Source organism: Neorhizobium sp. LjRoot104, assembly GCF_964253725.1.
In the GTDB taxonomy this organism is placed as follows: Bacteria; Pseudomonadota; Alphaproteobacteria; order Rhizobiales; family Rhizobiaceae; genus Neorhizobium.
In genome coordinates this window covers 4295013-4307972 of the sequence record NZ_CAXURS020000001.1, presented here as the reverse complement: position 1 = coordinate 4307972, position 12960 = coordinate 4295013, and the positions used below count along the sequence as shown (strand labels likewise).

General features: G+C 63.5%; 11 protein-coding genes. 5 read left to right on the top strand and 6 right to left on the bottom strand.

Annotated elements, in window-relative coordinates; all coding sequences use genetic code 11:
• Positions 1-144: 144 nt before the first annotated feature.
• Positions 145-318: a hypothetical protein gene (locus ACSQ8R_RS21010; RefSeq protein WP_345928975.1), complete on the bottom strand. Its 174-nt coding sequence runs from the start codon at positions 316-318 to the stop codon at positions 145-147.
• Between the two features lie 197 nt (positions 319-515).
• On the opposite strand from ACSQ8R_RS21010, the gene ACSQ8R_RS21005 reads away from it, so the two are divergent.
• The 3 genes from ACSQ8R_RS21005 to dnaJ all read left to right on the top strand — a co-directional run bounded on the left by ACSQ8R_RS21005 (position 516) and on the right by dnaJ (position 6289).
• Positions 516-2963 (top strand): PBP1A family penicillin-binding protein, encoded by a 2448-nt coding sequence (locus ACSQ8R_RS21005; protein WP_436255154.1) that lies wholly within the window; start codon positions 516-518, stop codon positions 2961-2963.
• Between the two features lie 196 nt (positions 2964-3159).
• Positions 3160-5061 (top strand): molecular chaperone DnaK, encoded by a 1902-nt coding sequence (gene dnaK / locus ACSQ8R_RS21000; protein ID WP_436255153.1) that lies wholly within the window; start codon positions 3160-3162, stop codon positions 5059-5061.
• Positions 5062-5158: 97 nt separating this feature from the next.
• Complete coding sequence (gene dnaJ / locus ACSQ8R_RS20995) at positions 5159-6289, top strand: molecular chaperone DnaJ (RefSeq protein WP_436255152.1); 1131 nt, start codon at positions 5159-5161, stop codon at positions 6287-6289.
• Between the two features lie 188 nt (positions 6290-6477).
• Here dnaJ and ACSQ8R_RS20990 read toward each other — a convergent pair whose 3' ends face one another.
• Positions 6478-7461 carry a carbon-nitrogen hydrolase family protein gene (locus ACSQ8R_RS20990; RefSeq protein ID WP_436255151.1) on the bottom strand — a complete coding sequence of 328 codons (984 nt, stop codon included), beginning with the start codon at positions 7459-7461 and terminating at the stop codon, positions 6478-6480.
• Between the two features lie 99 nt (positions 7462-7560).
• Positions 7561-7863, bottom strand: coding sequence for a hypothetical protein (locus tag ACSQ8R_RS20985; RefSeq protein ID WP_436255150.1), 303 nt, complete (start codon positions 7861-7863; stop codon positions 7561-7563).
• Between the two features lie 72 nt (positions 7864-7935).
• Between ACSQ8R_RS20985 and ACSQ8R_RS20980 the strand changes: the two genes are divergently transcribed.
• Entirely contained in the window at positions 7936-9114 is a 1179-nt protein-coding gene (locus ACSQ8R_RS20980; protein ID WP_436255149.1) for a low temperature requirement protein A, read from the top strand.
• A 15-nt stretch (positions 9115-9129) separates the two neighbouring features.
• Here ACSQ8R_RS20980 and ACSQ8R_RS20975 read toward each other — a convergent pair whose 3' ends face one another.
• From ACSQ8R_RS20975 to ACSQ8R_RS20965, 3 genes are all read right to left on the bottom strand, one after another.
• The gene (locus tag ACSQ8R_RS20975) at positions 9130-9336 is read right to left on the bottom strand and encodes a SlyX family protein (RefSeq protein WP_436255148.1); all 207 of its coding nucleotides are present in this window, start codon (positions 9334-9336) and stop codon (positions 9130-9132) included.
• Positions 9329-9874 carry a cupin domain-containing protein gene (locus ACSQ8R_RS20970; RefSeq protein WP_436255147.1) on the bottom strand — a complete coding sequence of 182 codons (546 nt, stop codon included), beginning with the start codon at positions 9872-9874 and terminating at the stop codon, positions 9329-9331. The genes ACSQ8R_RS20975 and ACSQ8R_RS20970 overlap by 8 nt, the downstream gene beginning before the upstream one ends.
• Positions 9875-9944: 70 nt before the next feature.
• Positions 9945-11444: a globin-coupled sensor protein gene (locus ACSQ8R_RS20965; RefSeq protein ID WP_436255146.1), complete on the bottom strand. Its 1500-nt coding sequence runs from the start codon at positions 11442-11444 to the stop codon at positions 9945-9947.
• 348 nt (positions 11445-11792) lie between these two features.
• Between ACSQ8R_RS20965 and recF the strand changes: the two genes are divergently transcribed.
• On the top strand, positions 11793-12917 hold the full coding sequence (gene recF, locus ACSQ8R_RS20960) for a DNA replication/repair protein RecF (protein WP_436255145.1): 1125 nt from the start codon (positions 11793-11795) through the stop codon (positions 12915-12917).
• The last annotated feature ends 43 nt before the right edge of the window (positions 12918-12960 follow it).

Below are 12960 nucleotides of genomic sequence, written 5' to 3'. Positions count from 1 at the left end.
CCCCTCCTCCAAGGTAGAATCCGTCGAAACGCGGATCTTGCCTTCTTGTTCCACCAGGAATCGGATTTTTTTAAGGTCGGATACGATATCGCGCAGCTTTTGTGACATCGGCCAACGCCCGGCATTGCAGGGCGTTGCGGCATTTCAATGAAGGTCCAGCGGCAGCTGAATGCCTTTGGGAATATTCGGGCGTCGCTGGCTGGCGATCTGGATCTTCTGGAACGTCTCGCGCCGACGCTGCGCTTCAGCCTCGCGCAGAGCCTTCGATGCCGCCACCGCAGCCATGGCACGTTCGATCACCTGTTCGGTTCTGCTCATCAGCACCCTCCAAATGTTCTCTATTTGTTCTCATAAATAGAAACGGAAGTCAACCGGTTCAAGAAGTATCGGCCGATAAACCATTCCTTTACGCCTCCTTAAATCGCCGCATTTAGAGTCCAGCCAAGGTTTGGGCGATCAGACATTCAGTAACAGCCTGTTTTGACAGGCGCGTAACGGGGGTATGCCGGCTCACCATGGCAGCCAGAGGCAGATCAGACAAACGCGTTGAACCATCCTTCGAAGGTTCGCGGCCGAGCGACGATTTCCGCCTCGACGCGGACGAACGGGTCGTGGGCAACGGCCGGCCCGGCAGACGTCCATCGAGAGGCGAAAGCGAGGATCGCGACGAGCGGCCGGAACGCGCCCGTGCCTCCCGCAACAGGAAGCCTCCCCAGCGCCGCCAGGGCGGCGGGTTCTTCGCCCCGCTCAGGCGGCTGATCTACTGGTGTTTCGTGCTCGGCATCTGGGGCGGCATCGCCGTCGGCGGGCTGCTGCTCTATTACGGCGCAAAAATGCCGGCCGCCAGTACCTGGTCGATCCCTGACCGCCCTCCGAACATGAAGATTACCGCGGTCGATGGCTCGGTCGTCGCCAATCGCGGCTCGACCGGCGGCGAGGCCCTGGCGCTCGAGGAAATGTCGCCCTACCTGCCGCAGGCGGTCATCGCCATCGAGGACCGGCGTTTCTATTCGCATTTCGGCGTCGATCCGTTCGGCCTGGCACGCGCGCTGGTCAACAACCTGACCGGCCAGCCGATCCAGGGCGGTTCGACGATCACCCAGCAGCTCGCCAAGAACCTGTTCCTGTCGCCCGACCGCACCTTCGAGCGCAAGATCCAGGAAGTTCTGTTGTCCTTCTGGCTGGAGCACAAGTTCACCAAGGACCAGATTCTCGCCATGTATCTGAACCGGGTGTTCTTCGGCTCGAACGCCTATGGCGTGGAGGCCGCCTCCCGGCGCTATTTCAACAAGTCCGCCCGCGACGTGAACCTCGGCGAGGCGGCGACGCTCGCCGGCCTGCTCAAGGCTCCGTCCCGGCTGTCGCCGGCCCGCGATCCGAAGGCGGCGGAAGCCCGCGCCCAGGTCGTGCTCGGCACGATGCGCGAGGAAGGTTACGTCACCGACAGCGACCTTAAGACCGCCATGTCGCAGCCGCCGACCAAGGCCAAGAGCTACTGGACGGGCGCCCAGCACTACGCCGCCGACATGGTCGTCGACGAGGTGAAGAGCCTGATCGGCGAGCCGAAAGTCGATGTGACCGTCGAAACGACGCTCGACATGCGGCTTGAAGCCGCCGCTGAAAAATCGCTGAACGACGTTCTGAAAAAAGAGGGCGGCAAACTCAACGCCTCGCAGGCGGCCCTCGTCTCGGTCGATGCGACCGGCGCGATCCGGGCGCTGGTCGGCGGCCGCGACTATGCGACGAGCCAGTTCAACCGCGCCGTCAAGGCGAAGCGCCAGCCGGGCTCGGCCTTCAAACCCTTCGTTTATGCCGCGGCCCTCGAAGCCGGCGCCCGGCCGGACTCGATCGTCAACGACGCACCGGTCAAGATCGGCAACTGGTCGCCGGAAAATTTCGACGAGAAATACCGCGGGCCTGTGACCTTGGCCTCGGCCTTCGCGCAGTCGCTCAATACGATCGCGGCGCAGCTCGTCATGCAGGTCGGCCCCGAAAAGGTGGTGAGCCTCGCCCACCGGCTCGGCATCGATTCCGATATCCAGGCGAATGCCTCGATCGCGCTCGGCACCTCGGAAGTCTCGCTGGTCGAGCTCACCTCGGCCTATGCGTCCTTCATGAACGGCGGCTACAAGGCGACGCCGCATATCGTCAGGCGCATCACCGACCCGGATGGCAAGGTGCTCTACGAGGCCGATTACGCCAATCCGCCGCGCGTCTTGAGCGAACCGGTGGCCGCGACCATGAACGGCATGATGAACCGCGTCATCAACGAGGGCACCGGCAAGGCCGCGAGGATCGACGGCTGGCAGGCGGCCGGCAAGTCGGGCACCACCCAGTCGTTCCGCGATGCGCTGTTTGTCGGTTACACCAGCATCATGACCACCGGCATCTGGTTCGGCAACGACGACGGCGCCTTCATGAAAAAGGTGACCGGCGGCGGACTTCCGGCAAAAGCCTGGAAGGAATACATGACGGCGGCGATGAAGGGTTATACGCCGACGCCGCTGTTCGGCACCGGCCGCGGCCTCGATCTGCCGCCTGCCGCGCCTCAGCCGGATTCACCGTCGACGACCATCGGCGACATCATTTCCGGCATCCTGCCGGGCAGCCGCCGTGCGCCGGAGGAGCTTCCGGCGGATTATCCGCCGGCGCCGCGCCCGCCCGCCCAGGACTCCGCCTCCATCGAACGGGAGCCTGCCCGCGCGCGGCCCGTCTACGGTGACAATCAGGGCTACGACAACCGGCCGGTCTATGGCGATCGCGGCCGCCGTGGTGACGTGATACCGCCCGGCGACGTCCCGGTGCGCGACTATCGCCAATATCGCGGCCCTTACGATTCGCCCGCTCCCGTGCCGCCGGGAGCGATCGGCGGCGGCCCCGTTCCGCCCGGCGACGTCGGCGTTGCAGGCTCCAGAGGCCAGCCCAGGCAGACCACGCTTTTCGACCTGATCATGGGGCAGTGAAGCGTATTCACAGTATTGCTCGGCAAACTGTTCTTTTTGCTAGGATCCGGGCGATTTCTCGCCTTGCAGTCCTAAAAACCCGTCCTTATATACGCCGCATGACCGCAGCCGATGCTGCGAAACCATCCCAGTCGAGGAATCGTCAGTGGAATGCCTTAAAGGGGTTCCGACGGTTCGCTTAAAGGAGAGAGAAGAAATGGCAAAAGTAATTGGCATCGACCTCGGAACCACCAACTCCTGCGTCGCCATCATGGACGGCAAAGATGCGAAGGTGATCGAGAACGCCGAAGGCGCGCGTACCACGCCCTCCATGGTCGCATTTTCCGATGACGGCGAACGCCTCGTCGGCCAGCCGGCCAAGCGCCAGGCAGTCACCAACCCGACCAATACCCTCTTCGCCGTGAAGCGCCTGATCGGCCGCCGCTACGAAGATCCGACGGTAGAAAAAGACAAAGGCCTTGTCCCCTTCGATATCGTCAAGGGCGACAATGGCGATGCCTGGGTCAAGGCCCAGGGCAAGAACTATTCCCCCGCACAGGTTTCCGCGATGATCCTTCAGAAGATGAAGGAAACCGCTGAATCCTACCTCGGTGAAAAGGTCGAAAAGGCCGTCATCACCGTTCCGGCCTACTTCAACGACGCGCAGCGCCAGGCAACCAAGGATGCCGGCCGCATTGCAGGTCTCGAAGTTCTCCGCATCATCAACGAGCCGACCGCAGCCGCCCTCGCCTACGGCCTCGACAAGAAGGACGGCAAGACGATCGCCGTCTACGACCTTGGCGGCGGCACGTTCGATATCTCGGTGCTGGAAATCGGCGACGGCGTCTTCGAAGTGAAGTCCACCAACGGCGACACCTTCCTCGGTGGTGAAGACTTCGACATGCGTCTCGTCGAATATCTTGCCAACGAGTTCAAGAAGGACCAGGGCATCGACCTGAAGAACGACAAGCTCGCCCTGCAGCGCCTCAAGGAAGCTGCCGAAAAGGCCAAGATCGAACTGTCGTCCTCGCAGCAGACCGAAATCAACCTGCCGTTCATCACGGCCGACGCTTCCGGTCCGAAGCACCTGACGCTGAAGCTGACCCGCGCGAAGTTCGAAAGCCTGGTCGACGATCTCGTCCAGCGCACCATCGCTCCGTGCAAGGCAGCCCTCAAGGACGCCGGCGTTACCGCGGCGGAAATCGATGAAGTGGTTCTCGTCGGCGGCATGAGCCGCATGCCGAAGGTCCAGGAAGTCGTCAAGCAGCTGTTCGGCAAGGAGCCGCACAAGGGCGTCAACCCGGATGAAGTGGTCGCTCTCGGCGCCGCCATCCAGGCCGGCGTTCTGCAGGGCGACGTCAAGGACGTCCTGCTTCTCGACGTGACCCCGCTGTCGCTCGGCATCGAGACGCTCGGTGGCGTGTTCACCCGCCTGATCGACCGCAACACGACGATCCCGACCAAGAAGAGCCAGACCTTCTCGACCGCCGAAGACAACCAGCAGGCCGTGACGATCCGCGTATCGCAGGGCGAGCGCGAAATGGCGGCCGACAACAAGCTGCTCGGCCAGTTCGACCTCGTCGGCCTGCCGCCGTCGCCGCGCGGCATGCCGCAGATCGAAGTCACCTTCGACATCGACGCCAACGGCATCGTCCAGGTTTCGGCCAAGGACAAGGGCACCGGTAAGGAACAGCAGATCCGCATCCAGGCTTCCGGCGGTCTCTCCGACGCAGAGATCGAGAAGATGGTCAAGGACGCCGAGGCCAATGCCGAAGCCGACAAGAAGCGCCGTGCCGGCGTCGAAGCCAAGAACCAGGCCGAAAGCCTCGTTCACTCGACCGAAAAGTCGGTGAAGGAATATGGCGACAAGGTTTCCGAGACCGACCGCAAGGCCATCGAGGACGCGATCGCTTCGCTGAAGACCGCCATCGAAGCCTCCGAGCCGGATGCCGATGACATCCAGGCGAAGACGCAGACCCTGATGGAAGTGTCGATGAAGCTTGGTCAGGCCATCTACGAGGCCCAGCAGGCAGAAGGCGGCGAAGGCTCCGAGGGCGGCAAGGACGATATCGTCGATGCCGACTACGAAGAAGTCAAGGACGACAAGAAGTCCGCCTAATCCGCCGGTTGCCTGATGGCCAGACCTCGACCATAGTTGACTAGAGTATCCGGCTGCCTTCGTGCAGCCGGAATCCTTTCCGGAGCCGGTTACCTCCATGGCAAAAGCAGACTTTTACGAAACGCTGGGTGTCGGCAAGACAGCTGACGAGAAGGAGCTGAAAAGCGCCTTCCGCAAGCTCGCGATGAAATATCATCCCGACAAGAATCCGGGCGACGCAGAAGCCGAAAAGAAGTTCAAGGAGCTCGGCGAAGCCTACGAGACCTTGAAGGATCCCCAGAAGCGCGCGGCCTACGATCGCTTCGGCCATGCCGCCTTCGAGCAGGGCGGAATGGGCGGAGGCGGCGGTTTCTCGGGCGCGGGCGCCGGCGGCTTCTCCGACATCTTCGAAGACATTTTTGGCGAGATGATGGGCGGCGGACGTGCCCGCCGTTCGTCCGGCGGTCGCGAACGCGGCGCCGACCTTCGCTACAATATGGAAATCACGCTGGAAGAGGCGTTTGCCGGCAAGACGGCGCAGATAAGGGTTCCGACCTCGATCACCTGCGACCTCTGTTCCGGTTCGGGCGCCAAGCCGGGCACACAGCCGAAGACCTGCGGCACCTGCCAGGGTTCGGGCCGTGTGCGCGCATCCCAGGGTTTCTTCTCGGTCGAGCGCACCTGCCCGACCTGCCACGGTCGCGGCCAGACGATCACCGATCCCTGCTCCAAGTGCCACGGCCAGGGCCGCGTCACCGAAGAGCGGTCGCTGTCGGTCAACATCCCGGCCGGCATCGAGGACGGCACCCGCATCCGCCTGCAGGGCGAGGGCGAGGCCGGCACGCGCGGCGGACCTGCGGGAGACCTCTACATCTTCCTGTCGGTGAAACCGCACCAGTTCTTCCAGCGCGACGGTGCCGACCTTTATTGCGCCGTGCCGATCTCCATGACGACGGCCGCCCTCGGCGGCACGTTCGACGTGGCGACGCTCGACGGAACCAAGTCCCGCGTGACCGTGCCGGAAGGCACCCAGCCGGGCAAGCAGTTCCGCCTGAAGGGCAAGGGCATGCCCGTATTGCGGTCCAGCCAGACGGGCGACCTCTACATCCAGATCCAGATCGAGACGCCGCAGAAGCTCACCAAGCGGCAGCGCGAACTGCTGCAGGAATTCGAGGAACTGTCCTCGAAGGAGAACAATCCGGAATCGACGGGCTTCTTCGCCCGGATGAAGGAATTCTTCGATAGCTGAGGTCTAGTGCCGTCCTCACCGCCGTCATGCTCGGGCCTGTCCGGGGCATCTGCAACGGTTCGGTGTGTGAGGCAAACCGGGCAGATCCTCGGGACAAGCCCGAGGAAGACGTTGAACAAGACGCACGCTTTCCACCCCATTGAAGCCGCCCGCAGCAGATCGTTGCAGGCGGCTTTTCCGTTGGACGCTTAGAACGCGTCGCGGACGCCGCTGCGCGGGTCGTTCACCCTATGCGGCTCATAGATGCCGGCCCGCGCCCTCCGCCTCCAGGGGCGGGCGATTTCTCCCGGATTGTGCACGACATCGACGATCGCAAGCGAAGGCGTCGCATCCGCCGGGCATTGCGCCGCCCATTCGCCGCTCGGCGCGGCAATCCCGGACGGCGGCATGAAACCGGGATAGGCGAGGACCGAAAAACTCACCCAGTAGCGGTTGGCCGCCGCGTGTCCCAGCACCTCGGCTGCGAAGGCCGGCGTTGCGCCGGTGGTCGAGAAAAGCATGCAATCGACGTCGAGCTGTTCGTATTCCCGGAATATCTCCGGAAAGTGTGTCTCCATGCCGAGCGAGCAGCCGAAGCGGACGCCATCGACCTCGAAGGTCACCGGGGTCGAGCCCGGCGTGTACATGAACGAGATCTTGGTGTTCGACAGCAGGCGCTCGTCGTAGCGCGTCACCAGTTCTCCCCGGTCGGAGATGACATAGAGACTGTTATGCGGCCGATGCGGTTCAGTGAGCCGGTGCACGGAACCGATCACCGCAAACAGCCCGAGCTCGCGGGCCAGCGCCCGCGTGGCATCCAGTTCCTCGCGCAGCACCGTCCATTCGAACCGGGTCCAGTCGGACGGCCCGACCGGATCCGGGCCGGTCGAAGACATGATGCGCTTGTTGGGAGAGCAGGTCGCACCTTCGGGGAAGTGGATCACCCTCACGCTCGCCTTTTGCGCCTCACGCATCAGGCGTCGCATCTCCTCCCCGCTTGCCCGAAGTTCGGATGCGTTGCGGGGATCGACATAGGGTGTGGTCTGGGCCACCGTCAGGCGCACCGACCTGGCCTGCGGCCCTGGATCGCCCGGGGCATTCTCGCGGATGTGGCTGAGGGCTGCGGTATAGGATTCGCCTGTCTTTGCGGCACGGGCACGGACACGGCGCTTGAAATTTCCGTTCTGGGTCATCTTGAGCCTTTCACGTCGCGGACGCAGTTCCCCAGCAACCACATCCGAAACGGTCGGACCAAGATAACGACCCGAGACTGAAGTCCCTTTGCCTCCGTTTCAGGACCATGCTGGGGAAGGTCCGGGGAGGTTCGGCGTAGGCCACGCAGGCGCCAAGATGCCGAGCCGATCTTGATTCGTCAACTCGGCTTGAAGCGGTCCATTTGAGGCCAGCGACTGGATCGACGCGCTGGCGAGGATCATCGCGAACAGAAGGAGGCAGGCGTCGGCGACGCGGCGCACGACGATCGGCGCGCAACGCAATTCCGCCCCCCAGGCGGGCACGATCGAGAGGGTTATTTTCCAGTTCACGAGCCGCTTGCTCGAGTTCTGAAATACCGGACACAGGGGCTCGGTTTTCACGAACGGCGCCCTAAATAGCAGCGCCGGCCGTATCCGGTCCCGCCGGGACCTGAGCCCCCCGTGAGGAACCTCATGACCGGAAACAAGCGCCATTGGCTTCGCAAGGACGACGCCCAATCGACCAAGGCGAGCTTTCCGGAGCTTTTCTTCGATCTCGTCTTCGTCTTCGCACTGATCCAGCTCTCCGAGACGCTCGCCTCCGATTTCAGCTTCGGCATCGCCGCCGAGGCAATCCTCTTCATCTTCGCGCTCTGGTGGGTGTGGATCCACACAACCTGGGTCACCAATCTCCTCGATACCGAAGTCGCGCCGGTCAGGCTGCTGCTCTTCGCGCTGATGTTCTGCGGCATCGTACTGGCCATCGCATTGCCGAAAGCCTTCACGGACATGGGCCTCGTCTTCGCACTCGCCTATTCCGCGATGCAGCTGATCCGCTCGGTGTTTGCGCTCCATGCGTTCCGGGGAACCGATGCCGCCACCTTCATGACCTTCTTGCGGATCACCGTCTGGCTGGCCGTTTCAAGTGCGCTGTGGATCGCCGGAGGGCTTGCCGAGCCGCAGCTGCGGGCGACCCTTTGGATCGCGGCCCTCGCTATCGAATATGCCGGGCCGGCGATGCGCTACTGGGTGCCGTCGATCGGCGCGTCGCCGCCCGAAACGCTCGACATCAGCGGCGAGCATCTGGCCGAACGCTGCGCGCTGTTCGTCATCATTGCGCTCGGCGAGACAATCCTGACGACCGGCAAGAACGCCTCCAGCCATATGGATAATGCCGGCATGCCGCTGGTGCTCTGCTGCGCATTTCTCTCCACCATCGTGATGTGGTGGATCTATTTCCATGACGGCCAGGAAAAGGCCGCCGACAAGGCGGAGGAGACGGCCGAGCCCCAGGCGACCGCCCAGCATCTCTTCACCTATGGACATCTGCCGATCGTCGCCGGCATCATCCTCACCGCGGTCGGCGAGGATTTCAGCCTCTCGCATCCGCAGGAGAAAGGCTCCCACGCCCACGCGCTGGCGCTGCTCGGCGGACCAATCCTGTTCCTTGCCGGGACGGCCTGGATGAAGACGATCTCGTCGCGCTTCATGCCCTATTCGCATGCCGCGGGGGTCGTCCTCCTCGCCGCCTGCTTCCTGCTGGTACCCTTCATCGCCAGTTTCGCGATGCAGATCCTCGCGACCGCGATCCTGCTTTTCGTCGCCGTCTGGGAGTATGTCGCGCTCAGGCGGCGCATGCCCCGTGCCGCCTGAGCGGCAGCCGGACGATCAATAATGCGGCGGCCTGGTGACCGCCGGCGCTTCCAGCGAGGATTCCTCCAGCGACAGGAACCGCTCGGTCAGCCGGTCGAGCTTTGCACGCGTCTGTTCCATCACCTTCCACTGCTCGGCGAGCTGGTCGGACAATTCCTCGATCATCTTTGTCTGGTGGGCAGCAAGCTCCTCGAGCTTGATCAGTCTTTCCTCGTCACTCACCTGTCGTTTCCTTCGCTGCTTTCTTGGCGGCCTTTGCAGCGCGCACCGCGTCGGGCATGCCGTCATGGGGGCCGAGCGGCCTTTCCGGCACCTCCTCCCACCAGTCGCTGCGCGTCTCGCGCCATTCGAGGTGTTTGGGATAGTAGAGGCGGTTCTCCTGCTTGTTCGCCTCGCCGACCACGAGCAGGCGAACCTGCGCGTCCGTGTTGTTGATGAACGTATGGGCCAGCCCGGTGCCTGCGGGAAATCCGACGGAATCGCCGGGTTTCAGCCGGTGGAGTTCGCCGTCCAGCCAGACGTCCGGCGTGCCCTCGATCACATGGACGAACTCTTCCTCGTCGCTCTCGGCGTGTGGAAAGGACGTGCGGCGGCCGGGCGGCAGGCGCTCGTGATGGATACCGAGCCGGGTCAGGCCGAAATGCCGGCCGAACGCTGCGCCGATCGACATCAGTTCATCGTCGCCGCGATAGGTACGCGTATCGGGCCTTTCGATTTCGCTCCAGTGGGCAATGCAGGAAGGTCGGTTCGGGTCGGTCATGTGCTGCTCCTCCGAAAGCGGAACAACACTAGCCGACCGGAACCGACCGGTCCATGTTTCAGGCAGAAGATCAGGCGCGCAGGCGCGGGCGCTCGGTGCGGGTTTCGCGCACAGCCCTTGTCTTGAAGCGGCCGAGCAGCGACGCCAGCCGGCCGCTGATGCCGACAAGGCTCCCGGTCGAGGCGTTGGTCTCTTCCATCAGCGCGGCATTCTGCTGGGTGATCTGGTCCATGCTGCGGATCGCCGAATTGATCTCCTCGATGCCGGAAGCCTGTTCCTGGGCCGAACGTGCGATCGAACTGATATGGTCGTCGATCGATTTCACGCGGTCGCCGATACCGACCAGCGCCTGTCCCGTCTTGTTGACGAGATCGACACCGCGGTGGACGTCCGTCGAAGACTGGTCGATCAATTCCTTGATCTCCTTGGCGGCTGCCGCGGACCGCTGCGCCAGTTCGCGGACTTCCTGTGCGACGACGGCAAAGCCCTTGCCCTGTTCGCCGGCGCGGGCTGCTTCCACGCCCGCGTTCAGCGCCAGCAGGTTGGTCTGGAAGGCGATCTCGTCGATCGCCCCGATGATCTGGGTCATCTTCTGCGAGGACTGCTCTATGTCACCCATGGCGGCAATCGCTTCCTCGACCACCTTGCCGGAGCGGACCGTCTCCGAGGCGGATTCGCGCGCAATCACCTGCACTTCGCGGGTCCGCTTGGCGGCCTGGCCGGAAATCGTGGTAATCTCTTCGAGGGCTGCGGCCGTCTGTTCGAGCGCGGAGGCCTGTTGTTCGGTGCGCCTGGCCATGTTTTCGGTAGCCGACGAAATGCCGCCCGCTTCGGCGCGCACCTGCTCCACCGAGGTGCTGATCTCGCGCATCGCCGCGTCGAGTTCTGAAATCGAGGAGTTGTAGTTCTGCTGCAGCCTGGCGAAGCTCGGCGCCAGTTCCTGCCACAGTTCGGATGTCAGGTCGCCGCCGGCAAGGCTGGTCAGCGCCGCTTCGAGCGCCGCAAGCGCTGCGTCCTGCTCGACCTTGGCCTTTTCCTGCCCGGCTTCGGCCCGCCTGCGCTCGTCGCTCAGGGCCTGAAGATAGACCGAGATGGCGTAGTCCATGTCCAGCAGGGCGGCCTTGACGACGGAGGAGAGATGTTCGGACAGCACCTTCGCCTTCTTCTCCTGGAAGAACCCGGTCATCTCCCGGCTGACGACAGCACGGATGATACCGTCGAGAATCAGCGCGTAACCGCCGATATACCAGCGCGGTTCGAGGCCGAGCCGGGCATGGGTGCGGCCGATGGTGGAAACCGCCTCGACATATTCGGCATCGTATTTGCCGGAGGCGATACCATCCCAATGCGAGGACTGGCGGCTCTTGGCCTGGGCGATATGGCCATCGCTGGAGAAGAACTTCGCCGTCTGCGGGTTGGCCTTGACCTTGCTATAGAAGGCATCAAGCGCGCCGCCGATCGCATCCTTGATTGTCGGCCGAATTTCGGACAGAGACCGGCGCTGCTCCTGGCCGAGGCCGATGAATTCAAGGCGTTCGGCGAGATCGGCCTGGTGGTTCTGGTCTTTCATGGGGGTCTCCGGAGTTAAAAGAATCAACACGGCCGGATGCGAAATGCGATGCGTGTATAGTCATTTCTAGGAGGGAAGCTTTAACGTTCTGTTAGCCATAGCCCCTAGGTTTTGAGTAATTATAAATTAGAGCCATATTGAAAACACCTGTTCCAATGGAAAGGCCTCGCAGGGTATCTGCAGCCGCCGCTGGGCCTGCACCCACCGACACATGCAACGGCTTGAGACGGATAAGCGCCAGCGCGCGTTCGGCTCGCCGCCTGGCCCCGAGGGAAGGCAGGCTGGGAAGAGCTTGCCATCCAGGCTTCGAGCGCTTAGCTCCTGTTTCACGAAACCTCAAGATTCCCGATGGCGCAGAAGACTTCCCTTTCCCGACTGAAGCTGACCGATTTCCGCAATTATGCGGAAGCGGCGCTGCCGCTCGACGGGCGACATGTGGTGCTGACCGGCGAGAACGGCGCGGGCAAGACCAATCTGCTTGAAGCGGTCTCCTTCCTGTCGCCCGGCCGTGGCCTGCGCCGCGCCGTGCTGTCCGATGTCACCCGCGTCGGCGCCGCCGGCGGGTTCACGATCTTTGCGGATGTCGATGGCATGGACGGCGAGGTCTCGATCGGCACCGGCATCGAGCCGGGCGAAAGCGAAAGCGTCACCCGCAAGCTCAGGATCAACGGCACGCCGGCGAAATCGACCGAGGAGCTCACCGACCACCTGAGCGTCCTGTGGCTGACGCCGGCGATGGACGGGCTGTTCACTGGCGGATCTTCCGACCGCCGCCGTTTCCTCGATCGGCTCGTCCTGTCGCTCGATCCTGCCCACGGCCGCCGGGCGAGCGATTTCGAGCGCGCCATGAGGAGCCGCAACCGGCTGCTGTCGGAAGGCCGCTTCGATCCGTCCTGGCTGTCGGCCATTGAGGCGCAGATGGCGGGCCTCGGCATCGCCATGGCCGCCGCACGGCAAGAAATGCTCGGTCTGCTGCGGAGGCTGTCGGCCAATTCCGGCGAGACGCCGTTCCCGACGCCGGTGCTGACGCTCGAAGGCTTCATGGATGGCGCGATGGACCGTCCGGCGGCCGATCTCGAGGAAGACTATCTCGGCATGCTGCGCAATGGCCGCGGCCGCGATGCGGCCGCCGGCCGAACGCTTGACGGCCCGCATCGCTCCGACCTTCTGGTGCGCCATCGCGAGAAGGACATGGAGGCCGAGCGATGCTCGACCGGCGAACAGAAGGCGCTGCTGATCGGCCTCGTGCTTGCCCATGCACGGCTGACCGCCGACATGACCGGCTACGCGCCGATCCTGCTGCTCGACGAGATCGCCGCGCATCTCGACGAAGGCCGGCGGGCCGCTCTCTTCGATCTCGTCCACGGCCTCGGCGGCCAGTCCTTCATGACCGGCACCGACCGGAGCATGTTTTCGGCGCTGGCCGACCGGGCGCAGTTCTTTACTGTCGCGCATGGCGGTATCGGCGATTGAAATCCATCTTACGCGGCTCGGTGGCCGGTGATATGGTGACACC